This window comes from Microvirga aerilata, assembly GCF_016743775.1.
GTDB lineage: Bacteria > Pseudomonadota > Alphaproteobacteria > Rhizobiales > Beijerinckiaceae > Microvirga > Microvirga aerilata.
In genome coordinates this window covers 1-25,208 of the sequence record NZ_JAEQMY010000059.1, presented here as the reverse complement: position 1 = coordinate 25,208, position 25,208 = coordinate 1, and the positions used below count along the sequence as shown (strand labels likewise).

At 59.7% G+C, this 25,208-nt stretch carries 24 protein-coding genes and 2 pseudogenes; 9 read left to right on the top strand and 17 right to left on the bottom strand.

The window, feature by feature from the left end; genetic code table 11:
* From JKG68_RS32995 to JKG68_RS24055, 3 genes and pseudogenes are all read right to left on the bottom strand, one after another.
* Positions 1-272: pseudogene (locus JKG68_RS32995) on the bottom strand (hypothetical protein); the annotation flags it as partial.
* 179 nt (positions 273-451) lie between these two features.
* A pseudogene (locus tag JKG68_RS24060) lies at positions 452-1,153 on the bottom strand (IS6 family transposase).
* Between the two features lie 116 nt (positions 1,154-1,269).
* Entirely contained in the window at positions 1,270-4,107 is a 2,838-nt protein-coding gene (locus JKG68_RS24055) for an EAL domain-containing protein (RefSeq protein ID WP_202063876.1), read from the bottom strand.
* 420 nt (positions 4,108-4,527) lie between these two features.
* Here JKG68_RS24055 and JKG68_RS24050 point away from each other — a divergent pair, with 420 nt between their 5' ends.
* Positions 4,528-5,130, top strand: coding sequence for a GGDEF domain-containing protein (locus tag JKG68_RS24050; RefSeq protein ID WP_202063875.1), 603 nt, complete (start codon positions 4,528-4,530; stop codon positions 5,128-5,130).
* A 17-nt stretch (positions 5,131-5,147) separates the two neighbouring features.
* On the opposite strand, the gene JKG68_RS24045 is transcribed toward JKG68_RS24050, so the two are convergent.
* The 7 genes from JKG68_RS24045 to JKG68_RS24015 form a co-directional block, all read right to left on the bottom strand.
* Positions 5,148-5,600, bottom strand: a complete 453-nt coding sequence (locus JKG68_RS24045; RefSeq protein ID WP_202063874.1) for a 4-aminobutyrate aminotransferase — start codon at positions 5,598-5,600, stop codon at positions 5,148-5,150.
* 67 nt (positions 5,601-5,667) lie between these two features.
* Positions 5,668-6,426 (bottom strand): TerC family protein, encoded by a 759-nt coding sequence (locus JKG68_RS24040; protein WP_202063873.1) that lies wholly within the window; start codon positions 6,424-6,426, stop codon positions 5,668-5,670.
* Between the two features lie 333 nt (positions 6,427-6,759).
* Positions 6,760-7,332 carry a DUF2076 domain-containing protein gene (locus tag JKG68_RS24035; RefSeq protein ID WP_202063872.1) on the bottom strand — a complete coding sequence of 191 codons (573 nt, stop codon included), beginning with the start codon at positions 7,330-7,332 and terminating at the stop codon, positions 6,760-6,762.
* Between the two features lie 41 nt (positions 7,333-7,373).
* Entirely contained in the window at positions 7,374-8,090 is a 717-nt protein-coding gene (locus tag JKG68_RS24030; RefSeq protein WP_202063871.1) for a Bax inhibitor-1/YccA family protein, read from the bottom strand.
* A gap of 20 nt (positions 8,091-8,110) precedes the next feature.
* On the bottom strand, positions 8,111-8,872 hold the full coding sequence (locus tag JKG68_RS24025; protein WP_202063870.1) for an anti-sigma factor family protein: 762 nt from the start codon (positions 8,870-8,872) through the stop codon (positions 8,111-8,113).
* Positions 8,865-9,410 (bottom strand): sigma-70 family RNA polymerase sigma factor, encoded by a 546-nt coding sequence (locus JKG68_RS24020; RefSeq protein ID WP_202063869.1) that lies wholly within the window; start codon positions 9,408-9,410, stop codon positions 8,865-8,867. Before JKG68_RS24020 ends, JKG68_RS24025 begins: the two co-directional genes overlap by 8 nt.
* Before the next feature lie 284 nt (positions 9,411-9,694).
* Entirely contained in the window at positions 9,695-9,958 is a 264-nt protein-coding gene (locus JKG68_RS24015) for a hypothetical protein (protein ID WP_202063868.1), read from the bottom strand.
* 380 nt (positions 9,959-10,338) lie between these two features.
* Between JKG68_RS24015 and JKG68_RS24010 the strand changes: the two genes are divergently transcribed.
* The 3 genes from JKG68_RS24010 (at position 10,339) to JKG68_RS24000 (ending at position 13,445) form a co-directional block, all read left to right on the top strand.
* Entirely contained in the window at positions 10,339-11,037 is a 699-nt protein-coding gene (locus tag JKG68_RS24010) for a hypothetical protein (RefSeq protein ID WP_202063867.1), read from the top strand.
* 332 nt (positions 11,038-11,369) lie between these two features.
* The gene (locus JKG68_RS24005; RefSeq protein ID WP_202063866.1) at positions 11,370-11,789 is read left to right on the top strand and encodes a hypothetical protein; all 420 of its coding nucleotides are present in this window, start codon (positions 11,370-11,372) and stop codon (positions 11,787-11,789) included.
* 357 nt (positions 11,790-12,146) lie between these two features.
* Positions 12,147-13,445 (top strand): PDDEXK nuclease domain-containing protein, encoded by a 1,299-nt coding sequence (locus tag JKG68_RS24000; protein WP_202063865.1) that lies wholly within the window; start codon positions 12,147-12,149, stop codon positions 13,443-13,445.
* 187 nt (positions 13,446-13,632) lie between these two features.
* Here the strand turns inward: JKG68_RS24000 and JKG68_RS23995 are convergent, their stop codons facing one another.
* Positions 13,633-14,217 (bottom strand): hypothetical protein, encoded by a 585-nt coding sequence (locus JKG68_RS23995; RefSeq protein ID WP_202063864.1) that lies wholly within the window; start codon positions 14,215-14,217, stop codon positions 13,633-13,635.
* A gap of 250 nt (positions 14,218-14,467) precedes the next feature.
* Here JKG68_RS23995 and rnhA point away from each other — a divergent pair, with 250 nt between their 5' ends.
* The 3 genes from rnhA to JKG68_RS23980 all read left to right on the top strand — a co-directional run bounded on the left by rnhA (position 14,468) and on the right by JKG68_RS23980 (position 16,593).
* Positions 14,468-14,950, top strand: coding sequence for a ribonuclease HI (rnhA, locus tag JKG68_RS23990; protein ID WP_202063863.1), 483 nt, complete (start codon positions 14,468-14,470; stop codon positions 14,948-14,950).
* 158 nt (positions 14,951-15,108) lie between these two features.
* On the top strand, positions 15,109-15,477 hold the full coding sequence (locus tag JKG68_RS23985) for a hypothetical protein (protein WP_202063862.1): 369 nt from the start codon (positions 15,109-15,111) through the stop codon (positions 15,475-15,477).
* A 501-nt stretch (positions 15,478-15,978) separates the two neighbouring features.
* Positions 15,979-16,593, top strand: a complete 615-nt coding sequence (locus JKG68_RS23980) for a peptidoglycan-binding domain-containing protein (protein WP_202063861.1) — start codon at positions 15,979-15,981, stop codon at positions 16,591-16,593.
* A gap of 231 nt (positions 16,594-16,824) precedes the next feature.
* On the opposite strand, the gene JKG68_RS23975 is transcribed toward JKG68_RS23980, so the two are convergent.
* Both JKG68_RS23975 and JKG68_RS23970 read right to left on the bottom strand, forming a co-directional pair.
* The gene (locus tag JKG68_RS23975; protein ID WP_202063860.1) at positions 16,825-17,199 is read right to left on the bottom strand and encodes a DUF3572 domain-containing protein; all 375 of its coding nucleotides are present in this window, start codon (positions 17,197-17,199) and stop codon (positions 16,825-16,827) included.
* Between the two features lie 556 nt (positions 17,200-17,755).
* Entirely contained in the window at positions 17,756-18,454 is a 699-nt protein-coding gene (locus JKG68_RS23970; protein WP_202063859.1) for an IS6 family transposase, read from the bottom strand.
* 216 nt (positions 18,455-18,670) lie between these two features.
* Here JKG68_RS23970 and JKG68_RS23965 point away from each other — a divergent pair, with 216 nt between their 5' ends.
* Entirely contained in the window at positions 18,671-19,708 is a 1,038-nt protein-coding gene (locus tag JKG68_RS23965) for an LLM class flavin-dependent oxidoreductase (protein WP_202063858.1), read from the top strand.
* Positions 19,709-19,796: 88 nt separating this feature from the next.
* Here JKG68_RS23965 and htpG read toward each other — a convergent pair whose 3' ends face one another.
* Positions 19,797-21,689 carry a molecular chaperone HtpG gene (gene htpG / locus JKG68_RS23960; RefSeq protein ID WP_202063857.1) on the bottom strand — a complete coding sequence of 631 codons (1,893 nt, stop codon included), beginning with the start codon at positions 21,687-21,689 and terminating at the stop codon, positions 19,797-19,799.
* 115 nt (positions 21,690-21,804) lie between these two features.
* Positions 21,805-22,806 (bottom strand): 3'-5' exonuclease, encoded by a 1,002-nt coding sequence (locus JKG68_RS23955; protein WP_202063856.1) that lies wholly within the window; start codon positions 22,804-22,806, stop codon positions 21,805-21,807.
* 269 nt (positions 22,807-23,075) lie between these two features.
* Between JKG68_RS23955 and JKG68_RS23950 the strand changes: the two genes are divergently transcribed.
* Entirely contained in the window at positions 23,076-24,554 is a 1,479-nt protein-coding gene (locus JKG68_RS23950; RefSeq protein WP_202063855.1) for a protein adenylyltransferase SelO, read from the top strand.
* A 6-nt stretch (positions 24,555-24,560) separates the two neighbouring features.
* Here the strand turns inward: JKG68_RS23950 and JKG68_RS23945 are convergent, their stop codons facing one another.
* Both JKG68_RS23945 and JKG68_RS34590 read right to left on the bottom strand, forming a co-directional pair.
* Positions 24,561-25,049 carry a transposase gene (locus JKG68_RS23945; protein ID WP_312890946.1) on the bottom strand — a complete coding sequence of 163 codons (489 nt, stop codon included), beginning with the start codon at positions 25,047-25,049 and terminating at the stop codon, positions 24,561-24,563.
* The coding region (locus tag JKG68_RS34590) for a hypothetical protein (RefSeq protein WP_312890944.1) at positions 25,013-25,208 on the bottom strand (196 nt) is incomplete at its 5' end. The genes JKG68_RS23945 and JKG68_RS34590, both read right to left, overlap by 37 nt.

The following is a 25,208-nucleotide window of genomic DNA, read 5'->3' as shown; positions in this document are numbered from 1 at the left end:
AGCTTCGCCTCCGGCAGGAGGCCAGGTGTTGAGCTTCCCGGACGACCCACCAGGAGGGCGGCAATCGCGGTGCCGTGATCCCGTAAAGAGGCATCCGCACGGCTTGCACGGCGCGGCACAACCTCGATCGCTTGTTCCTTCAGGGCTTCGTGCTCAAGGTTGATGCCAGTATCAATCAAGCCGATGAGGGGGGGGCGGACCGCATTGGGCCACGTGCGATGATGACCAGTTGACAAGTGAAGCGGCTTGGCACTCGGCGCGGACGCAAGCAACTGCGCCCTCATCCAGATAGTAGAAGTGATCGAAATCTGTTGAGGCCCGCACATCGAGCAGACGGACCCTTTGCCGGGCTTGGGTCAGCGAGGGACCTGGTGGAACGCGCAGTCGGACAATCTGTGGGGTGATGTCACGGTAACCTGAAGAGGCTGCAATAAGGCCTGCTTCGCTGATTTCACGCGAGCACGCCCGCCGCGGCTCTCCATGCTGCCATAGCCTGAAGGCGGTGAATGTGGGTGGAAAGTGCCGTTCGGTTGGACCGGGCGGGAACGAACAAGTTCCTGACTGCGGAAAAGACGAAGGTGAAGCGCTGCAGACCTCCTGCGGACCGGAAGCCCTGCATCGTGCTCTCCCGCTTTCGCAGCGGGAGATGCGAGTTCTCAGCCCTGTTATTTAGGCCCTTGTGGGACCGGTGCTCAACCCTTGGCATGACTTGGCGTCTGGCAGCTCTATATAAGGGTAGCATGTCGGTGATGATACGCTTGGGTGCCATGCCCTGCTTTTTCATCAGCCGGGTCAGCAAGCGCTTGGCCGCCTTTGTGTCGCGTCGGTTCTGAACGAGTTCGTCGAGCACATATCCGTCCTGGTCCACAGCCCGCCACAACCAGTGCTTCTTACCCGTAATGCTGATCAACACTTCATCTAAATGCCAGACGTCATTCTGGCTGGGCGGCTTACGACGCAGCCGGCGGACATATTCGGGACCGAACTTCTTTCCCCATCACCGGATCGTCTCGTACGAAACAACGATGCCCCACTCGAGCAGCATCTCCTCGACCAAGCGCAGGCTCAGAGGAAATCTGAAGTATAACCAGACAGCATGGGCGATGATCTCGGCTGGAAAGCGGTGGCGTTTGTAGCTGACGGGCTTGGGCATGGCGCCGTTCCTACTCCGGAGGCCATGACAAAGAGTTACCGTGACATCACCCACACAAGGCTATCGGCGAAACACACCCCACCTTCCGCTGACGGGGATGAGACTAAGCTCGAGGTCTACCAACCACGCCGCTGTTGCTCTGCATCCCACGATCTGATGAGTTCCGGGATAAGTCCTCTCGAAGTTGGCTTTCCAAAAAGGTAACCTTGCCCCAAGTCACACCCCGCCGCGCGGAGGAATGCAGCTTGATCCAATGTTTCGACTCCTTCTGCAACAGTTGTCATTCCTAGGCTGCGGCCAAGGGCGAGAACCGCCGATAGAATTGCAGCGTCTTCCGGCTTTCTGGCGAGCCCCCAGACAAAGGATTGATCGACTTTGATCACATCCACGGGGAATTGCTTGAGGTGCAAGAGGGAGGCATATCCAGTACCAAAGTCGTCCAATGCTATCCTCACGCCCTCCTTGTGCAGGGTTCTGAGCGCCTCCTCAACGTACTCAGCGCCCCTGCCAACGAACACCGTTTCGACAACCTCGACTTCGATGCACCGGGTGGGGATACCTGCGGATCTGAGACGCTCCAGCAGGTCCTCGGCAAAACCGCCACTGCCGAACTCAGCAGCAGAAGCATTGAACGCCATATGACCGAACTCGATACCGTAGTCGAGCCACTTGCGAGTGTCCTCAACCACGCAGTCCTGTATCTGCTGACCCATTGCAATAGCAAAGCGAGCGTCCTCGAATGCGGCTCCGATATCCGCTGGCGACTTCATGTTGCCAAGCCGGTCGCGCCAACGCAGTAGCGCCTCAAATCCAGCCAACTCCCCTGTGCTCAGATCAACCTTGGGCTGGTAGAATGGCTCGATGTGACGCTTGTCGATGGCATGTCGTGCGCGGTTCAGCATGACTGCCCTCCGTTGCGCCTCTAGCCGCATAGTCGGATCAAAGAGCCTAGCTGTTCCACGCCCTGATGCTTTTGCGGCCTGGAGCGCCATGTCGGCCTGCTTCATAACTTCCGAGAGCTTGCTTCCTTGCTTGGGCCAGATGCTGGCCCCGATGCTCACCCGACAATCGAGCATACGGCTGCCGTAAATGAGAAGTTCTTCGAGGTGTTTCAGAATGCTCTCGGTAACGGCATTCAGTTCAGCCTCACCATTAAGGCCGGGCAGCAGAATAGCAAATTCATCTCCGCCATTGCGGGACACCATGTCCCCATCACGCACAGACTTCCGAAGCCTGTTGGCAACCTCCTGGATGAGGCAGTCGCCCGCATCGTGTCCGATTGTATCGTTCACCTGTTTCAGGTGATCCATATCAACGAAGAGCAACCCGAGTGAGCATCCCGTTCCGAGAGATGTCTTGACAGCAGCCTCAAGCCTCTCATTGAAAAGGGCTCTATTGGGAAGCTGGGTCAATGGGTCGTGCTGGGCCGCCCAGCGGATACGCTCCTCCGCCTGCTTCTGCTTGGTTATGTCGCCCACGAATCCATCGAGCGAGACGGCTTCGCCGGACTCGGCATAGGTGAACTGGCCACGATCCAGAACCCAGCGGATTTCATTCGAAGCCGTAATGATGCGATAGACGGCTGAGAACGGACGCTGATCCTGGCGGGCCTGGGACACGGCCTCCTCCAGCTCTGCGAGGTCCTCGGGGTAAACGACATCCGCCCAATTGACCCGATGACTGGCAAAATCATCTGCAGGATACCCGGTCAGTTCTGCTGCGCCCTCGCTGATGAAAGTGATAGGCCAGGGCAGGTCCGGGTCGGCTGCGTAGACGAGACCAGGAAGATTGTCGATAAGTGTTGCAAGCTTGCGCCTGCTCTCCCGCAACTCGCGTGCAGCCTGAAGCTGCTCCGTCATATCCCGTGATACACCGATGAGGCCAACGATTTGGTTGTCCTGCCACCAGGGCACCTTCACCGTTTGGAACTGACGAGCCGCCCCCTTAATCGGGATGGTCTCTTCAACCCTGGTGACCTCACCTTTGCTCAGAACAGGCTGATCAGCCTTTATGTATCCATCGGCGAGTTCCGGTGGGTAGAGGTCCTGAACCCGCTTGCCAAGAAGAGATCTATCTCCGGCTACCTGCTTGTTGACGAAGACGAACCGTCCATGCATGTCCTTGACAAAAATCACATCCTCAACGCTGTCCATGACGGCCTGAAGCAGATCCTGAGTTTTGCGGGTCCTTTCCTCTGCAACTTTACGCTCATGGATATCTTGGGCAATGACAATGACGGAGGCGACCTCACCTGTATCATCTCTGACAAACGATACGTTGACGGCGCACCAGATCCACGAACCACCAGGGCGTAAGTAGCGCTTCTCGATCTGGAACGGTTCGCCCAGTTGAAGGCGCTGGACGAACAGAGGCATGTTCCACTGAGCGTCCTCAGGATGGGTGAACTCTTGGATGGACAGACCCTCGATTTCTTCCCTGGAGCGCCCGAGGATGTCGCAGAAGCGCTGATTAATCATCAGCACTTGGTTCTTCAGGTCATGGTGGAGGATGCCGACCATGCTCTGGCTGAACACAGTCTCAAGTTGGCGCTCTCTGGCACGAAGAGCTTCAGATGCGGCCCGGCGGTCATTTACATTGCGGAAGAACACGGCAATCCCAGTCCCAGAAGGGACTGCATGAACTTCGTACCAAGCCGACAATGGAGGATAGAACGCTTCAAAAACCTGCCGTGACTTCTCGTTCATGGCGCGACGGTAGTGGATCTCAAACAGCGACCCGACAGTATCCGGAAATGCATTCCAGATGCTTACGCCGATGAGACGTCGCCCTCCAGCAATCTCAGCAACCGCACGGTTGCTCAGGAAGGTAAACCGCCACTGTGCATCCAAGCAGTAAATACAGTCGCTGATCCCGCCCAGGAGTGACATGGGATCAGGAGGAAAACCTTGATCCGAGCCCCCCTCGGGCCAGGATGACGTGCTGACAACCCCCACTTGGGCATCCTTACTTCTATTATTATATATCAAAAATTGTTTCGTTAAGCGAGTTTTAGGTCGCCTTAGGAAATACTACCTTCATTAAAGAGATGTGTTGTCCTAGATCAATTCAGCCGCCTCCGAAAGGCATAAGCATCATCAGCAAACATAGCCAAGCTGTCGCACCCGACCATCGCTGGTTCAGCGGCCCTCCTGATGGCTTGCAACGCGTGTCCTTGGCTTCGCAACGAGTCCGTTAATGTTTGAATCAGATGTCTAGGATGCCCCGGAGGCATTCCCTCGCACTCTGAGCAAACGATTCAAAATCACACGCACCCGTTACTCAGACCTGTAGTAGTGGGGGAGAAGCTCACCACAGGAAACGGAAGGCGCCCTTTCTTTCGGGGTATTAGCCCAAATGGGTGAAACGGATGAGTCATGACCGTAGGAACAGACATCTCTGCCCTGAAACATAACGAGAAATCCCTGCACCAGGCGCATGAGGCGGCTCCCCTGGCCTCGCGCACGGATCCCCTCACCGAGTTGCCGAACCGCCGTTACATCCTCGAGCTGCTCGATGAGGCGCTCCTAGCGGACAGGCTGTCCGGCACCGGCCTGTGTGCCGCCATCATTGACATCGATCGGTTCAAGGACATCAACGACACCTACGGGCATGATGCCGACGATGCCGTTCTCCGGCATTTCGCCCAAGTCTGCCGTGAGAGGCTGCGCCCCGGCGATCACATCGGCCGGATTGGAGGGGAGGAGTTCCTGATGCTCTTGGCGGATGTCCGTCTCAATGAGGCGGCTCGACTGCTTGACGGGATCAGAGCGGGATTACCGCCCGCGACATTGCCCGACCAGGCCACCCGTCAGCCCATTGCCTTCAGCGCCGGCCTGACCGAGGCCCTGCTTCAGGACGACCAAAGCTCGATTCCTCACCGCGCGGATCGCGCCCTCTACGCCGCCAAGGCGGAAGGACGAAGATGCACCAGGATCGGGTTCGACAGGGCTCTCACTCCTGCTGCCCACATACCCTGAACCGAGTTCGTCATGGGTCAAAATTCGGTGTCTTGCTCTGGCTTGGTATCCGAGGCCGGCACGTCCTTTACTGTGATCCTGACGGTGTGGGTCTCCACCTTGCCGCTGGCAGACTTGACCTCATAGCTGATCTCGTCCGTTCCGCTGTACTTTGGGCTGGCCTGATAAAAGATCCCTTGCGCTGTTGCCCTCAGGTTTGGGCAGCGGGTGATCCGGCCCGCCTTGAGGTTGCCGCTGCGAACGTTCAACTCACCGTGCTTGGGTGGCGTCAGCACCCGCACCGTCGGCAGCCGCCCTGACGTGCAGTCTTTCTGCACGTTGCCATAGGTCCCTAGGCGAAGCGACTTGCCGGCGACCGCCTCCGCGCTCCGATGGGCGCTGTTGGTCTGGGCCAGGGCGGCTGTGCCAGCCAGGAAAACGACGCAAGCGAGCGACGGAATCATTGTGGCGGAGGGTTTCATGCTACCCATTAAAGGACTCCTTTCACGAGGATGAAGCTGCGAGGGGAGGGAGGCAGAAGCAGCCTTTCTTGCGAACTCAGCGATCCGGATCGGCGAGACCACCGGCAGCCTTGCGCCGGGCTGCACGACGGGAGAGCATGTTCAAGCCCTCAACAAGGGCCGAGAACGCCATGGCGGCATAGATGTAGCCTTTAGGCACATCAGCGCCGAAGCCCTCCGCGATCAGGGTCATGCCGATTATCATCAGGAAGCCGAGCGCCAGCATCACTACCGTGGGATTGTTGTTGATGAACTGCGCGAGAGGGTTAGCAGCCAGCAGCATTGCCGTGACTGCGACAATGACGGCGATCACCATGATGGCCACATGGTCCGTCATGCCGACCGCCGTGATGATGCTGTCGAGTGAGAACACAAGATCGAGAAGCAGGATCTGGGTAATGGCCGCGCCGAAGGTCATTGTCGCCTTCGCCGTATCAAAGACATCGTCGGAAGGACTGGGATCAACGTTGTGATGGATCTCCTTCGTAGCCTTCCACACGAGGAACAGGCCACCGCCGATCAGGATCAGGTCGCGCCAGGAGAACCCGTGGTCGAACGCTGTAAAAAGAGGTTCGGTCAGGGTCACGATAATCGCAATGGTGCCAAGCAGCCCAAGGCGAAGGATCAGGGCTAATCCGATGCCGATGCGGCGGGCCTTTGAGCGCTGATGTTCGGGCAGCTTGTTGGTGAGGATCGAGATGAAGATCAGGTTGTCGATGCCGAGCACCACTTCCATTACGATCAGGGTCGCCAGTGCCACCAAGGCAGTCGGATCGGATAACCACGTGAAGTCCATTCGAGGGCCCTTACATTCCTGGGATTGAGACGATGATTTACCCGTCGACGGGAAGCAAAGCTGTTACTGCGCCCGGCAGTCCGTCACGTTCGACACTCCTGAGGGTGGAGAGTTATAGCGCTCCGGTTGCACGCGCTCGCGCAGGTGAAAATTGACGCATTCCATCTAAGGTGGAGAAAGAAAACCCGACCGATATCGCTTTGCCATATGGTCTTCAGTCGTGTTCAGGCAGCAGTCGCGGCGCGAAAGGCCGTGAGAGCGACAGTTTTCAATTTGACGAAGTCGAGGACAGGAGCACTCAAGCGCGCTCCTGTCTTGGTTCCCAATCAGGAATCAGGCTTCATCGAACCCAAAGTCTTCGCCGGAGTCTCCGGCGTCCTCAGCGGCAGCCTGCTGCGGCTCCGCCTGGTTGGCCTCTCCGGCCTTGGCATCATCGCCGCCAAAGGCGCCGGCGAGCATGTTGCCGAGCATCATGCCTCCTGCAACACCCATGGCTGTCTGGGCTGCCCCTGCCAAGAAGCCGCCGCCTCCGCGCTGTTGGGTCATGCCGCCCATCATGCCTCCCATGCCAGGCGCCATGTGAGAGGGTATGCCGTGCGTCGGCTGCGGCTGGTAAGGCTGGGGACGGGCTTGCCCACCGCCGAAGAGGTTGGACAGGAACCCGCCTCCGCCGGCGGGTCGGCTGGAAAGCTGGTGCTCCAGGTCCGCAATCCTGGCTTGAGCAGCGTTCAACGCCTGTTCCTGCACCACAATGGTCTGAGCCATGTAGTAAGGTGCATTCGGCTGCCGTGCGGTCTGTGAGCGGATGAACTCCGCAGCCTGCGCATCCGGGGGCGCCGACTGGCCCTCCACCTGGGCAAGCTTGCCAAACAGGTGCTCGATGGCTTGACGGTCCTGATGATCCATGGATCGCAATCCTTTCTCTGCAATGAAGTTGTGGCCAGGGATTACTCCTCCCGCTGGCCTGTGAGGCTGAGGAGAAGCTGGAAGATGTTGACGAAGTTCAGGTAGAGCGAGAGTGCGCCGAACACGGCCATCTTGTCATTGGCTTCATGCCCAAAGCCTTCGGCGTACTGCTCCTTGATGTTCTGCGTGTCGTAGGCCGTCAGGCCCGTGAACACGAGCACGCCGATGATAGAGATCGCGAATTGCAGCAGACTCGAGCCAAGGAAGATGTTCACCAGCGAGGCGACGATGATGCCGATCAGGCCCATGATCAGGAAAGAACCGAACTTGGAGAGATCGCGCTTGGTGGTGTAGCCGTAGAGGCTGGTGGCGCCGAACATCGTGGCGGTGATGAAGAAGGTGCGAGCGATGCTCGCGCCGGTAAACACCAGGAACACAGAGGCGAGCGACAGTCCCATCACCGCCGAGAAGGCGAAGAAGGCGGTGCGGGCGGAGGCCGCCGACATCCGGTCCATGCGGAACGAAAAGAAGAAGATGAAAGCCAGCGGCGCCAGCATCACCACCCATTTGAGCGGCGTCTCGAAGATCGGCACATAAAGGGCAGGGGTCGAGGCGATGAAGAAGGCCACGAGCCCCGTCACCACCAGGCCAATGCCCATGTAGTTGTACACCCGCAGCATGTGCTGGCGCAGGCCTTCGTCGAAGACGGCGCCGCTTGGACGGGCGGTTGTGGTCTGCCAGGCATAGGGGGTGTTCATTAAGGCTCTCCTGTTGAGGGTTACTGAAGCTTGTGGGACAGCCGAGTGGCAGCCTGTTCCAGAGCTTTGTCGCTGCCAGATCCTGTTAGAGCATAGGCGAGGGGCCCTGTTTGCCAGTACACGGCGTTGGCCTTATCGAAGCGTGCCAGGGTTGGGGCGATCACGTCGAAAGCCGGCGTCTGAGCAGCAAAAAGGGACACTCGGCCAAGATCGCTGGCATCAATGACAAGTTCGACGCTGTGACCGTATCGGGATGGAAAAACCTGCGCATCCCGAACCTGCCATTCCTTGGGCAGGGCAGGGAGTTTGATTCCTGTCTCAGCCAGGATTTCGGCAGAGTCGTAGGCCTCGACTTCAGGCTGAGAGACCATCCGAGCACGCAGAAGGCCCGTCTCATGCGAGTGCAGGGCGTCCTCGACGAACGCGGGCGGCTTGGGGGAGGCTTCACTGTCGGTGATTCCAAAGCCAACCTGCCCATGAGCGAACCAACCAAACCCAATGAGGGCAACGACTGCGGCAATCCGGCGGAGCCTCAAGCCAGTCTCGCGCCAGGCAAGTCCCCGCTCAAGCCGTCTGGCGGCTTCAAGCAGGGGTTCCCGGGGACGGGGCAATTCGGTCTGGAAGGCGAGGCGCAGGGCGTCACGGTCCTTCAGGTCGGCCATAACCCGCGCCGCTGCCTCCGGGTTGTGAGCAAGATACTCCTCGACCTCGATCCGGCGGGTGGGGTCGAGCTGGTCATCCACATAGGCGTGCAGGTCATCTTCGGTGATGGGATCAAACATCGGACCCTCCAACTATGCGCAAGCCAGGCCGTGTCCTGGGTTCCGAGGCATCCGAGAGGCTGCCGGCCTCGAAGGCTCGCAGGGCCGCACGGGCACGGCCCAGCCGGGACATTAGGGTGCCGATCGGGATCTGAAGTGCAGCGGCGGCGTCCTGGTAGGACAGGCCCTCAATGGCCACGAGATGGAGAGCGGCACGCTGCTCGTCGGGGAGGCTCATGAATGCGGCCTGGATCTGCTGAAGCCGCACTCGGCTTTCCTGCTCAGCAGGAGCCGTCGTCTCGGCCAAGATGGCGGCCTGCTCCAGGCGCCGGGCCTCCGCCATGTGGCGGCGGCGCCCGTCCAGGAACGTGTTGTGCAGGATCGAGAGCAACCAGCCTCGTAGATTGCCGGAACGGAAGGAGCTTCGACCCTCATAAGCACGGACAAGCGTCTCCTGCACCAGGTCCTCGGCCAGGTGTTCATCACGGGCCAGCGACCTCGCGTAGCGGCGCAAGGGGCTGAGCACACCTATGACATCAGTGGCTTTGATATCTGTCATGTAAGGTAGACGAACCTCACAGGCTTCTTAATCCCGGTGAAAGTCGGAATTCTTCGATTGTGCCGCGGTCATACCGAACATGGTGGGATGCGAGAGGAACATCAGCGCTCTTGATCCGATAGCGTGGGCTTGACGCAGTGTCATGGGATTGACCCCCACAGGCGATCTGGCGACGCGCTTGTCCCAACTTGAGTGTCATCAATGCGCATTGGGAGTGAGCGCCTATCGTCAACGGTACGGAAAGGCTCTGGGCGCATGGCACATGGACCAGAGCCCATAGCACTCTACCGGCGGTCAATCACCGTGTACTCTGCGTCGATCACGCCGTCTCGGGAGCGGTGCTGTGCCTGACGCAAGCGACGCCGAAGATAGAAGTACGATGCAATGCCGCCAGCCAGCAGCAGAGGGAGCACGACGAAGAGCCCTATGAGCATCACAGCCAGCAAGGCGACCCCTGCTGTGGTGAGGACGACCAATCTGATCACAGTGGGGAGGAGCCGGCCTGAAGGAGGTGAAGTCGTGTTGGTCCGGAAAGCAGCGGAATCCATAGTGGGATCCTCCAATTGCGGTCGCGCTCGTGGGCGCAGGAGCAAGAGAAGAAGTCCGACATCGCGAGCGGCGACCCGCTCGCCAGAGGGGCCCGGACCCAGAGGCTAGGCTGACATGGGGCATGGGTGAGCAGGATGCAAGATTAGATGCAGCCACAGCCTCGTTGATTAGGCATTCTGGTCTGGTTTATGATGGAATGGAGCGGCCGGGGTCTGGTTCTCCCTCTGGAACTCAAGCGCCTCTCCCGTGTCGGGGCGCTTCTCTTTGCCGGGGATGTCCACGGCCGACTGAAGCGCCGTTTGCTTTCTCTCCCAAGGTTGTGCCCTAGGTTGAGGGCAGGGCAAACGCCCGTTCGCAACCCCTGAGAGAGGCCTGCCGCTTGCCCATACAGCGCCTGTTCATCATCGCTCCGTCTCTGGCGCGCCTGATCCGGAAGGAGAGGGGAGGCGAGCACGTGCGGGAGGACTACTTCCCCGGGCAGCCGCACCGCAGCACGTATGTGCAGGCCGAGGAAGGCAGAACCAGCCTAATCCTGGAGGTTGGGAGAGAGGAAGCACCCGAGGAGCGGGCGGACCTGCCACTGGCCCATGCTCAAAACCTGCTCGCGGTCAGCCAAGGGCAGGTGGAGTACCTGCGCACCAGCCTTTCGATTGGCTCATACGAGATCCAGGTTCTTCATTCCATCAGACCCGCTCCCCTCGATCTGGTGACAGTGGCCGTTCCGTCAAAGGACGAACCGAACTTCCATCCTTTGTCCTGGTTCGGCCCAGAGGTCAGCGCCGAGCCTCCCTATCGGCGCCGGCGCCTGGCTCTCGAGGGTGTTCCAGATGCACGGGACGTGGACGTTACGAACGGGGCTCTCAACAGCCTGCTCGACCTGCTGGAGGATCGTCTCACCACGTGGCCAGGGCGGCACGTAGCTGCGATCTCAGACGCCTCGGCGGCTGATGTCACTCCAGGCTTCAAGGCTCCTGCCCTTGAATCGGTACCTGAGATGGATGAGGAGATCGATGACCTCCATATTGAGGACGAGGTCATCCGTGGGCTGGCCCGTTCGCTGTCACCACGGCAGCGGTGATGGATTACGTTGCGTCCAGGTCGGTAGAAGCGGCGGCCTTGTGGAAGCCATTCAAGGATTGCGCATGCCTTACTCACTCTCCCGGCTCGCCCCTGGTAGCTATGACGTGCTGCTGGATGGGGTGATCATTGCTAGCCTAGTGCGGAGCGGCACAACGAGCAATGTCACATGGACCGCAGAACTTCTGATGGACGTGCATCCCAGAAGTAGGCCAGCATCCTTTACCGAGGCAGAGCACGCGTTCGGCAGCCTAGAGGATGCCCAGACATGGCTTGATGGAGCTGAGATCTAGGACACCAGCGGTGAGAACAGGACGTAAGGAGCCTCACGCCATGCCCAAACAGAGCCATTCGGTCAGATCCGAGCAGGAGGGCAGGGGTGAGGCTCTTGAGGCCTACCTCCTGGAACACGTTCCCGGCCTACGAGAGTACGAGACAGCCCAGCACAGGGCTTTCATCCAGATTGAGCGGGATGCGTATGTGCGCCATCCGGATCCGACTTCAGACGATCTCACTGCGGCTGAAGCAGCGGAGGTTGCCCTCCCGTCCAGGAAGCGGACGGAGGTTCAACTGCGCCGCAGCTTCGCGCCTCTGGCGACCCATCTACCCAGCGAAGTCAAGCGCAGTCGCAAGCGCTTCGTGCAGCGGCACCAGCGAGCCTGGAACAGAACCAACCCGTCTCCACTGACATGGGAGCTTGAGCGAACCCTCACGGCAGCATTCATGAAGACCTATGCACTCCGAGTGCTGTGACCTGAGCTGGTTCCGTTGACCCGATTGACCGAGAGCCTAACTTTAGCATGGGTGAGGTGCTGGCCGTTGTCTCTCGTAGGAGACAAACAAACCGAAAGCGATATGGCGGAGTGACGGCGCGCCGGATTATAATCGGCAGCTGGTCAGAGATACACCGTATGCCGATTGGTTTTTGTCCCTCGGCACGAGCCCAGATCCTGATCTGTAGCGAGCGACAGCTGACAATCCACAGTTGTAAGTTCCATAATGTTTATTGTTCGAAATGTTATCTTGTTTAGAATCGGCTTAGATCGAAGGCTAAAAAGGTAACAGCTTTCGGCTACAGCGGTTCTCGCCCCCCTCTGCTAAAGTCATGCCATGGTGCGTACACCTCCCGAGCCGGAACTCAACGGATACACAGCACTTCTGAGTGAGCTGAAGGAGCGGATTCGTGCCGCCCGCCTTCGGGCCGCTGCCGCGGTCAACCAGGAGCTGATCCTTCTTTACTGGAGCATCGGCAGTGACATCCTCGACCGGCAGGCGACCGAAGGTTGGGGCGCTCGCGTGATCGACCGGCTCGGCGAAGATCTGCGGCGGGCATTCCCGGAGATGACTGGCCTCTCGGGGCGAAACCTCAAATACATGCGGGCGTTCGCCGAGGCCTATCCTGATCGGGAGATCGTGCAACAGGTTGTTGCACGATTGCCGTGGGGCCACAATGTTCGCCTGGTCGAGGCCGTAAAGGATCCGGCAGAGCGTCTCTGGTATGCCCGTCAGGCTATCGAGCATGGCTGGAGCCCCAACATCCTGGTCCACCAGATCGAAAGCGGTGTGTATCATCGCCAGGGCAAAGCCATCACCAACTTCGAGCGGACCCTGCCCGCTCCCCAGTCAGAGCTCGCCAAGGAGCTGGTCAAGGATCCCTACAGCTTCGACTTCTTGGAACTCGGTCTAGACATGTCCGAGCGGGAACTTGAGCGCAGCCTCCTGGACCATCTCCGATCGCTCATCCTTGAACTGGGCAAAGGCTTTGCGTTCGTCGGCAGCCAATATCCGCTCGAGGTGGGTGGCCAGGACTACTACCTCGATCTGCTTTTTTACCATCTGCGCCTACGCTGCTTTGTTGTTCTCAAACTCAAGATCGAGGAGTTCAGGCCGGAGTTCGCCGGCAAGATGAACTTCTATCTCTCAGCCGTCGACGACCAGCTTCGCCACGAAACTGACGGACCGAGCATTGGGATCATCCTCTGCAAGGGAAAGAATGCGGTTGTGGTGGAGTATGCCTTGCGCGACTCCGCCAAACCAATGGGTGTCGCTGAGTATCGGCTCTCCCCCTCGCTTCCGACTCAGCTGCAAGGCAACCTGCCGACTGCCGAGGAGTTGGCTCGCGAATTCCCCTTGATGTCGGCTGTGAAGCTCCGGATTGAGATCGAGCGCGAGTTGCGCTTGCTGTTGCAAGCACGCGGCCGAGGCACTGGCAGCATAGGAATCGGTCCTATGCTCCAGGAGGTGGAGCGGGATGGGATCACCTTGGAAGGCGTGTGTGAGTTTGAGGTTGCACTGCAGGCGATGAACCAGGACTCACACGGCTTTGATGTTGATCCACATGCAGCAGAGCAAGCCATAGAGGTTGGCACGCGGCTCTTGGAGATACTGAAGCGCTTGAATAGCCACTGACCACTCGGCGGAGAAACTTGATCGTTGAAGATCAACCTTGACAGATGGCCCAGCTAAAACTGCCCTGCGAGCAATTGTTTGTGCAAAGGGGTTCTTGCCCGCTGACAAGCATTCAGCCGGATGGACTGCTGTTCACTCTCTTATCTTCAAAGCAAACCTGGAAGCTCCTCGCCTTAACGACACATAGTCATCGGATGACTGCCAACTTCCTGACCACTGGAATACCGATAGCTGGGTATCCCCGGCCTGGGTGATAGTCCAAGCCCATGAGTGCTTCTGTGATCAGTTCGCACTCGAATACAACACCATCAGGGAAGTCCGTTAGCTCCTCGATGCCTAAATGCATCTCTCCCGTCCAGAAGATAAGGAAGTACCGCTGCCAAGGACCGCCTTTCAGATCCCTCGGCTGGTCTTTCTTCGCAATCTCCTCTCGGAGTTGCTCAAGGAATTCCTCTCGAGTCCACTCATGATAGTAGCGATGACGATTATCAGCTTTGTGGGCCTTGATGGACTTCTCCAGCGTCCGCCTGTGAACGAACTCAGTCAGTTCAATCCCACAACGAACACCATTGATCTCCGCCTCACAGTCAGGTGGGTCTCTCCCCTCGCCCCTGTGGCGTAGGTTCGTGAACTGAAGGCCGTCTGCCTCTAAGACCGTCCTCGCATCATTCTGTTCGTCCAAGTTGCGATACTCGCGCGTGGTCGAACGGGGCCCTTGAACGGGCCGGAGTTGTGCGATGAGCTTGCGAAGTTCCTTCCTCTGATCGTCCATCACGTCTCCTCAGGCAACCCTTTATATCTGACGATATCACCCAAGACTGTAACTCGCTAAAAACAGTTTTCCTGCCCCACCTCACGATAGCTGCTTGAGGCTCCTACCGACAGGCTTTGTCGCTTGGCGAGATCGCTCCTGTGGATTGCCGGCGTTCGGTCAGGGGATCTTAAACCCTCCCCTGCTTTATGCCCTTCCAGTTTGCTCACTGGGGCAGTTCATTCCCCAACGAACCTATTGAGAAATCCATATGACCAACCAAGCCATTATCTTCACCGACGGCGCATGTCTGGGAAACCCTGGCCCAGGCGGATACGCTGCCGTGATCACCATTGCAGGTGAAGAGCAGACTATCGTTGGCCGAGATCCATCCACGACGAACAACAAGATGGAGATGACAGCAGCCATTAAAGCCCTTGAGGCTGTGTCTCAGGATCTTCCCATGGTGATCCACAGCGACAACCAGTACGTGATTAAGGGCGCGACCGAGTGGCTCCGTGGGTGGAAGGCCAAAGGGTGGCGCAAGGCTGACGGCAAGCCGGTCATGAACCAGGATCTATGGCAGCAGATGGATGTCCTGATGGTCGGTCGGCAGATCACCTGGAAGTGGGTGAAGGGTCATGCCGGCCATCCCGAGAACGAACGTGTGGATCGCCTCGCCAATTGGGAAGCCGTGAGGGCCGCGGCAGGAGTTGGAACCGACGTGAAGGGCTCTGACACGGCGATAGCCTGATAGCGGCTACTGAGGTGATCATCTCCATCCACGGGCTCATCTCCCTAACCTGTGATGATAGCTGAGCCGTTCAGATACGGTTCAAGGCTTCCTCCCGAAACTCCCTGTAAGGCTGGACGATGCCTGTCGGCGTCGCCAGCGTACGCAGAGAGGCTCCGATGTTGAACTGGTCCAAACGAGTCGGTCCTATAGTCACCTTGACTGCCGTCACCATATTGCTCGGCGGGTGCGTGACCGGCACCGAGGTTTCCTACAGCGAGTATCAGTATGACCGCTATGGCGAGACTGAGCGCACCTATGAGCGTAACCTCTATGCCGATCTGTCCCGTGGCATCGAGAGCGAGAGCTGCCGAACCGTTGTAAGACGGCGCATCAACCGCTTTGGGGAAGAGCTTGTCAGACGGGAGCGCGTTTGTAGCCCTACAGATGAGATAGAAAACGCTGAACCTGGGACCGGCCGGGCGCCTCGCCGGAGCGTCGATTCTGGCCCTCTCGAGCCGCCGGAGGATGTTCCATACGCCGAATGATTGTGGATGACCCCTCAATGAAATCTAGTCAGACCACTCAAGATAGTTCCTAGGAACTGAATATTAACCTTGGCAGTTGCAAATCATTCTCGCTGGGCACGTTGCGTATCAGCCTGAGGTGGTGCGCTCAGGCACCACAGCGCTCTCGCCGAGGATAGCCCCTCCTCAGCGGGGGTGCTTCTCTGTGTGGAGAAGTTTTCGCATCTAAAGGACGTCCTATGGGTATCCACCCAACTGCCGTCAGGATGTCATGACCCTATCTGACTGTCCCATGGGATCATCGGCCTCACAGAACAGCGCATCGCGATACAAGCTGCTGCAGCGCATCCTCCAGCAAGCAGTCTGCCAATGGTCACTAATCGCTCGAAGCGACAATCGATTAACCATGCGAACCCAAGGATTTTGTGTGGGCCCAATTGCGCCACAAGCTCGACCCAATGCAGAGCTGATGTGAGCACCCGACGCTCTCAGACATTCAGCTAACGATCCGCGAGTAAGCCCATGAGCCATGTGAATCACCAAGTCAGGCTGCAGCTCGGCGCAACAGGTAAAGGCCTCCTGGCGGCGACGGTGATCGGCTGGGGCCTGTTCGTGTACTCCGTCCTATCTACAGGACTTGAGGAGCACACGCTCCAAGGTGAGAATCAGCAGCTTCGGCAGCAGATTGAGAGTGTCACCGCAGAGCGCAATCAGTTGGCGAAAGCCAATGATCAAAAGATTGTGGCCGGCCAAGATCTGAATACTATGCTGGCGCGGATCGAAGCAGCAACCGAAGAACTCCAGCAGTTGGATTCCCTCCGGACGAGCGTTAGTCAGGCGGTTGAGCAAACCCGCCTTCAGTTCACCGGGCCGTCAGATCAGCCTCTAACCATGGTGGAAAGTTCTGCGGTCAGCACGACGTCCGCTGTTCGTCTTTCCAAGCAGGAGATCCGCACGGCACAGGAAGCGCTTGTCGATTTCGGGTATGGAAAACTGAAAGCTGATGGGGCATTAGGCCCCTCAACTCGAAAGGCCGTTGAAGCCTTTGAACGAGCCAAAGGTCTTCCTATTACGGGCAAGCTTGGAACTGCGACCCATCAGGCTCTGAGAACTCACACGGCCTCGGTGATGCAGTAGCTGTGGCGCCACACGGACAGTTCAAGGAAGCCTCTCCGCCGCTACTTTGACCTTTAAGCGTTTCTACAACAGGGAGGTTCGACTCCGGGCGAAGCCATTTTCTTGAAGGACGCCAAAAATGTCATTGGGTCTGAGCATTACCCCAGCGGAAGCTCGCACTCCAATCCTGGCTCTCCGGAACGGGAGTCCTGCTCATCAACTTGGCAAATGCGGGTGGGGACGCCTTTCCCTCTAGTGGAACAGGTTGCGCCTCGGTAGTTGATGGACCGTGTCGACCTTCTGATCCTTACCGTCCTTATTGAGCGGCTTCATCTCGGGCTCCGGCGACAGTTGCACAATAGCCGCTAGGATCGCGGCTGGCCGGATCTTCAGTTCCTCATCGATTGCTTTCAGAAGCTCATCATCCTTCGTCACATACTCGAGGACACCCAGCAGGAAATGCGATGATGTTGCCGACGTCCGGATCGTCTCAGGCTGGAGGTTGGTGACGTTCAGAAACTGGATAATCCGATCGGCGTCTGCGACAATGAAGTTCAGCACTTGGATGGCGACACTCTCAGCGTCACCTCGGCCGGCAATAGTCCTCCCCTGAAATGTCTCGCTCATGTCCGCCTCCGTCGCTTCGGGCATCCGCCGTTACCTTGATATATAATGCTGACGATCAGAGCGCAGGCATCCTGGACTGTCACTTCTATCGCGAATGGCAACCGCTCGGGCGTGTCCAGCAGCGTCTACGCGGTAAGGCGATAACCAACCAGTTGGAGCTTCGCAGGTTCAGTGGTACTCCTCTGCGCATTCCTACAGCTTCATTCCAGGTCGAGAGGCGAAGACAGCGTGTCTTTTCCGCCCCAAAGATCTCCTTCCAACGATCAGGACTATTGCAATGCCCGGCATCGCACGTCAGTTCGAGCCGCAGATTACCCGCAGCGGCGGCGCCCCCTCGAAGTACCGTTTTGCTATTCGCTGCTCGGGCTGTGCCAGCACCGACGCTTATGAAGCGGCAAAGCCCACCAGCAGCGATACGGTCAAGAGCTACTTCAGCGACCGTGGTTGGCTGCTTGGCCGAGATCGTTCCTATGATGTATGCCCAGCCTGCTTGGCTCGGTGTTGTCGCGTTAACGGAAATCGGGCGCAGTGAGGCAAGCGCGGTCACCTGACCGGCTCACGCGGGAACGCAAGCTGCAGACTTCCATTCCGCCATGGCAGCGAGACGATGCAGATGGGTAGCAAGAGCAGAGCGGCGGCACCGGAGTGGAACGAAGAGATTGCGGACGGCAGAGAACACTGAGGTGAAACTCTGTAACTTTCTTGGCGATCGAAAGCCCTGCATCGCTCGCTCGCGCCGACGCAGCGGCAGATGTGAATTCTCTGCTCGGTTGTTCAGACTCATGCGCGAGCGATGCTCGGTCCTCGGCAAGATCTGACGCCGGGCGGCAGTGTAGGAGACCAGCTTGTCCGCGCTCATGCGCCGTGGAGGGCAGCCCTGCTTCTTCAACAGACGTTTCGGCAGGCGTTTGGCCGCTTCTGTGTCGCGCCGGGTCTGGACGATTTCATCGAGGACATAGCCATCCTGGTCGACGGCCCGCCAGAGCCAGTGCTTCTGGCCAGCAATAGAGACCACCTCGTCGAGGTGCCAGATGTCATGACGGCTCGGCCTCTTGCGTTTGATGCGCCGAGTGTACTCTGGTCCGAACTTGATGGCCCAGCGCCGGACAGTCGCGTAGGAGACGACAACACCACGCTCGAGCAGCATCTCCTCAACCAGCCGCAAGCTCAGTGAAAAACGGAAGTACAACCAGACTGCATGAGCGATGATCGGAGGTGGATAGCGGTCGCGCTTGTAGCTGATAGGTTTGGTCATGCCAGTCGATCTATACGACCCGCTCTCACGCCCGAGTTAATGTGACATCACCGCATGAACTACCCTACCGAGGAAGCGGGCAGCAGCCAGCCATAACCCGTGACTGGCGCATGGGTCATCGGCAGGGCACTAGCGGGGTTACCATTTAAAGGGCAGCTGATAGCTGTCATGGTGGGACTATAACTGGGGCAAAGGCCCTATGGGAGGACCATTCTTATGGAACTTGGACTCTACACCTTCGGCGACGTGGGCGCCGATCCGGCGACGGGACGCCGGGTTGGTCCGGCGGAGCGCCTCCGCAACCTGGTGGAAGAGATTGTCCTGGCCGACCAAGCGGGACTGGATGTTTTTGGTCTCGGCGAGCATCACCGGCCCGACTATGCGGTTTCAGCGCCTGCTGTAGCCCTGGCAGCCGCAGCGACCCAGACAAAGCGCATTCGTCTGACAAGCGCGGTGACGGTGCTCAGTTCCGATGACCCAATCCGCGTGTTTCAGCAGTTCGCCACCCTCGACAATCTCAGCCAGGGCCGGGCCGAGATCATGGCCGGCCGCGGCTCCTTCATCGAGTCTTTCCCGCTCTTCGGCTACGACCTTGATGATTACGACACGCTCTTTGCCGAGAAGCTGCAACTTCTGATGCAACTCAACGAAAGCGAGCAGGTCAGCTGGCCAGGCGGGAAACATACTCCTCCGATCACAGACCGTGGCGTCTATCCGCGGCCTTATCAGGAGAAACTGCCGATCTGGATCGCAGTCGGCGGGACCCCGCAGTCTCTTGCTCGTGCCGGGGTGCTCGCGCTGCCGCTTGCCCTGGCCATCATCGGCGGCGAGCCGGCCCGTTTTGCACCCCATTTCGATCTGTACCGGCAGGCAGCCCAGCGGGCCGGCCACGATCCCGCAACCCTGAAGACATCCATCAACGTGCACGGCTTCGTCGCCGACACCACACAGGAGGCTGCCGACACCTTCTATGCCCCGCAGGCGGAGGTGATGAACCGGATTGGGCGGGAACGCGGCTGGCCGCCGACCAACCGTGCGCAGTTCGACGTGGCACGGGGACCACGTGGCGCACTCTTCGTCGGAAGCCCTGCGGAGGTGACGGACAAGATCCTAGCGGCGCATGAGATCTTCCGATTCGAACGCTTCCTGATCCAGATGGCCATTGGCGTGATGGACCACGTCAAGCTGATGAAGGCGATTGAAATCTTCGGAACGAGGGTGGCGCCGGAGGTGCGAAAAGCGCTCCGATTATAATGGTAGGCGGTATGAACTGATTTCTGAGGAATGGCGGGAGGCAGTCGTTGGCGACCACACCCCCAAGAAGATTATTTGCGATTGCCTCTTACGGAACGCACCGCCGCATCACCCTAGCGAGCCGCTGTGAAAACGCCTTTGCATCAGCCGGAAGTTCACCGTCCAGGATCCGAGCCTCGTCCAGCAGCAGGTGAGCCGCGTCTTCACGAAGCGTCTGCTCACTCTCGCCAAGGTTGGCCAGAGCCACGACGAGGTCATGGCGCGGGTTGATCTCCAGAACGGGTTTGGCCGCAGACGGCAGCTGACCCGCTCGGGCGAGAAGCCGCTCGAGCTGGCGGTCGATGCCAGTCTCGGACGCCACGAGGCAGACGGCGCTTTCCGTCAGCCGCTCGGAGGCGCGCACATCGGCGACGGCCTCGCCCAGGGTGGCCTTCACGGACTGGATGAACTGCGTCACCGCTTCTGGCGCCGGCGCGCCCGTATTCTCCTGGGCCTCGGTCAGCGGGATCTGCGCCAGGTCGGCCGCGCCCTGGGTGACCGACTTGAACGGCTTGCCCTCGTAATCGACGCCGGCCGTGACCCAGAAACTGTCGACCGGATCCGGCAGCAGCAGCACCTCGATGCCACGCGCCCGGAATCCTTCGAGCTGCGGCGAGGCCTCGAGTCGGGCGAGATCCGTCCCCGTCACATAGTAGATGGCCGTCTGGTTCTCCTTGAGGGAGCCGACATAATCCTTGAGCGAGCGCCACCCGCCACTTGACGCGGTGGTTTTGAACCGGGCCAGTCCGAGCAGAGTCTGGCGCCGCTCGAAATCCTCGTAGAGCCCTTCCTTCAGCACCGGGCCAAAGGTCTCCCACACCTTGGTGTAGGCCTCCGCATCGTTCTGCGCGAGCTTTTCGAGCTCGCTGAGCACGCGGCTGGTCACGCCCTTCTTGATGGCAGCGAGAAGTGGGCTCTCCTGGATCATCTCGCGCGAGACGTTGAGCGGTAGGTCGGCCGAGTCGACGAGCCCGCGCACGAAGCGCAGGTATCGCGGCATGAGCTCGGCTTCATCAGTGATGAAGACCCGCTTTACATAGAGCTTCATCCGCCCGTGGCGGTCGGGATCGAACAGGTCGAACGGCGTGGAGCCCGGCACGAAGGCAAGCGCCGTGTATTCGTGGCGGCCCTCGGCTCGGAAATGCACCGTCAGGGCCGGCTCGTCGAACTGGCCGGCCACGCTGCGGTAGAAGTCGGTGTAGTCCTCAGGTGTGATCTCGGAGCGCGGCTTCACCCAGAGTGCGGCGCCGTCGGCGACTTCCTGCGGCTCCGCTCCGGGCTTCTCGACAAGGGAGATCGGCACCGGAACGTGGCCCGACTGCTCCTTGACAATGCGCTCGAGCCGGTAACGCTCCGTGTAGGACTTTGCGTCCTCCATCAGGTGGAGGATCACCCGCGTGCCGCGGGCCGGGGCCTCATCGAGTGCTGCGGGCGCTACCGTATATGAGCCCTGGCCGTCTGAGGACCAGAACGCGGCCTCGTCGCTGCCTGCCCGGCGCGAGACGACGTCAACCCGGTCCGCCACCATGAAGGCGGAGTAGAAGCCGACGCCGAATTGCCCGATGAGCTGGGCTCCTTCGCCGCCTTGGGCGGCCTGAATCCGGTCCACGAACGCCTTGGTGCCTGAGCGGGCGATGGTGCCGAGCGCCTCGATCATCTCGTCCCGGCTCATCCCGATGCCGTTGTCCTCGACCGTCAGGCGGCGGTTGTCGGCATCGATCAGCAGCGTGATCCGGGCCTTGGGCTCATCGCCGAGCAGGGCAGGGTTGGAGATTGCCTCGTAGCGCAGCTTCTCGCAGGCATCGGCCGCGTTCGAGATTAGCTCGCGCAGAAACACGTCCTTATCGGAGTAGACTGAGTGCACCATCAGATGCAGCAGCTTGGCGACATCGGCCTCGAAGGAATGGCTCTCAGGGGCGGGAGTGGTGTCAGCAGTCGTCATGGCGTGAGATGAACCTTGTTGCTCCGGCGGGCGATGAGATGGCTGCGGACGGTCAAGACTTCAAGCCTGAAAGCATCGGGTGAGGCCAGCTGTGTAGAGATCTAGCAGGTGCCGCTTAGCGCGCCGACCGGAACCTCTCGAAGGCAGTAATCTTCTGGGTGTAAGGCTCGACCTCACGCCGGTAAACCTCGCGCCGAAGAAACGTGAGCTCCACCTCGCTGGCGTCCTCATCAACCTCCACCCACCACGATTTTGGGCGTCCGTTGGTCCCGTTGTTCCACCGATAGCCTCGCGCCTTCAGCACGTCCTTCATGTCGAATGGGCTGCTCTCCGCCCATATGCGCAGGAGCGACTTCCGAGCCGAGGCCAGCAGATGCTTGAAAGGGAGACCAGCCTCCGACGGGAGGGGGGAGGCCAGCACCTCAAGCAGGGCGTGGCAGTCCTCAACTGCGCGGTGCCCCTGGTGGAACCAGCCGCTCCGCGTCAGGAGATAGCCCAGCTTCGACCCCTCGAACCCAAACGCGCTCCAGGCGATCTCGGAATGAGAGCAGGCCCAGGCCTTGACCTGGAAGTCCTTGGACAGGCGGTCACAGAATGGCCGATCAAAGCGAGCGTTGTGCGCGATGATCAACTCCGCCGGCGCGATGAACTTCTCCACTGCCTCAAGATCGAGCACCTGGCCGGCGACCATGTCAGGCGTGATTCCGGTCAGGCGAGTGATCTCAGGACTGATAGGTAGGCTCGGCTCACGTAAGCCATTGAACGTTCCAATCACATCACCGATCCCGCCTTCCTCATCATAGGTAAAGGCGATCATGCCGAGTTCGATGACCTCGTCCCTCGTATGATCGAGACCGGTGGTTTCGGTGTCCAGGATGACGGCGATCTTCTCGCCGTGGAAAGCGGTGCGGGACACGGCAACGGGGCGTGGTGTCAATCGGCGCAGAACGCGATAGTCTCCTGTGGCCTCCAGCATCCGGGCGGCGGTCTCGTAATCAGGAGCCTTGAAGACCTCACTGCGATGCTTGGCTTTAATGACAATCTCACCGACGGGACCCGTCTTGATCGGACCCGGCGGTGCGTCGTAGTCTAAGAAAAGGTCAGCCTGGCCTCGCATTCCCACACCTTCCGCCCGCCAACAGGACAGGCCCACGCGTGGGGCCTGGCGGGGCAGACTAGAGGGTGCGGGTCGCCAGATCGTTAATGCACAAGGTATCCGGGGGAGTAAAACAGTGGAGCGGGTGGTCTACTCCCATGCGTGTGGGCAGATCAGTTATATAAGATTGCAATGGGAGTGCCTTGAGCCCAGTCCGGATTTACAGTCTGACTCTTGTTTTCTGAGGCACCCAATACGATTTCACGTGGTCTTGATGGTGAACCCGGACCATGACAATTCATTTCCCCTTCGACAACACCTACGCGCGCCTGCCTGACCGGTTCTATGCGCGTGTAGAACCCGAAGCCGTCACGGCTCCGAGGCTCATCCAGCTGAACCGGGATCTCGCCTTACAGCTTCGCCTCGACCCGGATCGCCTCTCCAGTCCTGACGGAATTGAGCTTCTGTCCGGCAACCGCGTTCCGGATGCGGCCGAGCCCATTGCCATGGCCTATGCGGGCCATCAGTTCGGGAACTTCGTGCCGCAGCTCGGAGACGGCCGAGCCATCCTTCTCGGTGAAGTGATCGACCGCAATGGCATACGCCGGGACATCCAGCTCAAAGGCTCAGGTCCGACCCCGTTCTCGCGCCGCGGCGATGGGCGGGCAGCGTTGGGGCCTGTCCTGCGCGAGTATCTCCTCAGCGAGGCGATGGCCGCGCTTGGGCTACCGACAACACGTGCGCTCGCCGCAGTGTTGACCGGGGAGACAGTTATCCGCGAGACGCCGCTTCCCGGTGCAGTCCTCACCCGGGTTGCCTCGAGTCATGTTCGGATTGGCACGTTCCAGTTCTTCGCAGCCCGGCAGGATGTGGAGGGGCTGCGCCTCCTTGCGGACTACGTTATCAGCCGGCACTACCCGCAGGCTGCCGAGAGCCACCAACCCTACTGCGCGTTCCTGGACCAGGTGATCGCTGCCCAGGCAGACCTTATCGCCCGCTGGCTGCACATCGGCTTCATCCATGGGGTGATGAACACCGACAACATGTCCATTGCGGGCGAGACGATCGACTATGGCCCGTGCGCCTTCATGGACGCCTACGATCCGGCGACGGTCTTCAGCTCCATCGACCGGCAGGGTCGTTATGCCTATGGCAACCAAGCCCGCATCGGCCTCCGGAATTTGACGCGGCTGGCCGAGACGCTTCTGCCGCTCCTGTCTGAGGACGAGGAGAAGGCCGTGGCTGAAGCGAGCAAGGCGCTCGAAGCTTTCGCGGGTAAGTTCGAGGTGGCCTACCACGCGGGGCTCAGGCGCAAGCTCGGGCTGCTGACGGAGCACGATGAGGATCCGGCACTTGCCGGGGATCTCCTGACGGCCATGGCCGAGAACCAGGCTGACTTCACTCTGACCTTCCGGCGGCTGAGCGATGCTGCCGCTGGCCCTGAGGGAGACGAGGCCGTCAGAAACCTCTTCATCAACCCACTCGCGTACGATGCCTGGGCCGCCCGCTGGCGGGAGCGGTTGAGCCTTGAGCCACAGGATGGCGCAAGCCGCCAAGCTGCCATGCGAGCTGTCAATCCAGCCTTTATCCCGCGCAACCATCGGGTGGAGGCGATGATACAAGCTGCAGTGGAGCGGAACGACTTTGCACCATTCGAGGAGCTTCTGACGGTGCTCTCGAATCCCTATGAAGATCAGCCAGCTTTCGCCCACTATTCCGAGCCACCGGAACCGCACCAGCGCGTCTATCAAACGTTCTGCGGGACCTAATGATCTTCACGGGATGCCGGTAACGGAGAGGCCTGCATGGCGGAAGAAGCGGACGATCATCTCGGGATGCCGTTTGAGGCGGCCGAACTCGCGCCGGGCGAGCCGATGCAGGTCGTCTACTGAGCCGGGCAGAGCGTTTGCCATGGCGCGCTTGACGAGCGCATTGCACTGCTCTTCCGGGTTCAACTCCGGGGCATACGCCGGCAGATAGGCCACCGCATAGTCGTGCGCATGCGAAGCGATGAAGTCCGTTGTCACCCGTGAGCGGTGCGCGTTGAGCCGGTCCCAGACCACCAGCAGCGGCGTGCCGATCTTACGGCGGAAGAAGCGCAGGGCTTGGATGACACAGCGGCTCGAGATGGAGGTGCGGAAATGACGGGCATACAGCCGCCCGTCCGGCGTGATCGCCACGATGCTCGACACCTCACGTCGCTTGCTCACCCGCCGCAGCACCGGGGTCAGCCCACGCCGTGCCCAGGTCGTGCCCGGCCGGATCCGGAAGCTGTGGCCGGTCTCGTCCCAGAGAACAAGGGTGCGATGCTCTCGGCGCGCCTTTTTTTGAGCGCTACCCAGTCCCGCTTGGGCCAGACCGCGATCACCAGCTCATCGCGCTCCTTCGCTCTTGTGGCGGGACGCTGCACGCTGAAGCCGTGC

What these genes read in the sequence shown, in the direction of transcription:
- JKG68_RS24020 (WP_202063869.1), bottom strand. Translation starts at nt 9,410, where the DNA reads ATGACAGATATCAAAGCCACTGATGTCATAGGTGTGCTCAGCCCCTTG.
- JKG68_RS24035 (WP_202063872.1), bottom strand. Translation starts at nt 7,332, where the DNA reads ATGGATCATCAGGACCGTCAAGCCATCGAGCACCTGTTTGGCAAGCTT.
- JKG68_RS24050 (WP_202063875.1), top strand. Translation starts at nt 4,528, where the DNA reads ATGACCGTAGGAACAGACATCTCTGCCCTGAAACATAACGAGAAATCC.
- JKG68_RS23970 (WP_202063859.1), bottom strand. Translation starts at nt 18,454, where the DNA reads ATGACCAAACCTATCAGCTACAAGCGCGACCGCTATCCACCTCCGATC.
- JKG68_RS24030 (WP_202063871.1), bottom strand. Translation starts at nt 8,090, where the DNA reads ATGAACACCCCCTATGCCTGGCAGACCACAACCGCCCGTCCAAGCGGC.
- JKG68_RS23995 (WP_202063864.1), bottom strand. Translation starts at nt 14,217, where the DNA reads ATGGACGATCAGAGGAAGGAACTTCGCAAGCTCATCGCACAACTCCGG.
- JKG68_RS23955 (WP_202063856.1), bottom strand. Translation starts at nt 22,806, where the DNA reads ATGCGAGGCCAGGCTGACCTTTTCTTAGACTACGACGCACCGCCGGGT.
- JKG68_RS23980 (WP_202063861.1), top strand. Translation starts at nt 15,979, where the DNA reads ATGAGCCATGTGAATCACCAAGTCAGGCTGCAGCTCGGCGCAACAGGT.
- JKG68_RS24015 (WP_202063868.1), bottom strand. Translation starts at nt 9,958, where the DNA reads ATGGATTCCGCTGCTTTCCGGACCAACACGACTTCACCTCCTTCAGGC.
- JKG68_RS23975 (WP_202063860.1), bottom strand. Translation starts at nt 17,199, where the DNA reads ATGAGCGAGACATTTCAGGGGAGGACTATTGCCGGCCGAGGTGACGCT.
- JKG68_RS23950 (WP_202063855.1), top strand. Translation starts at nt 23,076, where the DNA reads ATGACAATTCATTTCCCCTTCGACAACACCTACGCGCGCCTGCCTGAC.
- JKG68_RS24040 (WP_202063873.1), bottom strand. Translation starts at nt 6,426, where the DNA reads ATGGACTTCACGTGGTTATCCGATCCGACTGCCTTGGTGGCACTGGCG.
- JKG68_RS23985 (WP_202063862.1), top strand. Translation starts at nt 15,109, where the DNA reads ATGTTGAACTGGTCCAAACGAGTCGGTCCTATAGTCACCTTGACTGCC.
- rnhA (WP_202063863.1), top strand. Translation starts at nt 14,468, where the DNA reads ATGACCAACCAAGCCATTATCTTCACCGACGGCGCATGTCTGGGAAAC.
- JKG68_RS24005 (WP_202063866.1), top strand. Translation starts at nt 11,370, where the DNA reads ATGCCCAAACAGAGCCATTCGGTCAGATCCGAGCAGGAGGGCAGGGGT.
- JKG68_RS24045 (WP_202063874.1), bottom strand. Translation starts at nt 5,600, where the DNA reads ATGGGTAGCATGAAACCCTCCGCCACAATGATTCCGTCGCTCGCTTGC.
- htpG (WP_202063857.1), bottom strand. Translation starts at nt 21,689, where the DNA reads ATGACGACTGCTGACACCACTCCCGCCCCTGAGAGCCATTCCTTCGAG.
- JKG68_RS24000 (WP_202063865.1), top strand. Translation starts at nt 12,147, where the DNA reads ATGGTGCGTACACCTCCCGAGCCGGAACTCAACGGATACACAGCACTT.
- JKG68_RS23965 (WP_202063858.1), top strand. Translation starts at nt 18,671, where the DNA reads ATGGAACTTGGACTCTACACCTTCGGCGACGTGGGCGCCGATCCGGCG.
- JKG68_RS24025 (WP_202063870.1), bottom strand. Translation starts at nt 8,872, where the DNA reads ATGTTTGATCCCATCACCGAAGATGACCTGCACGCCTATGTGGATGAC.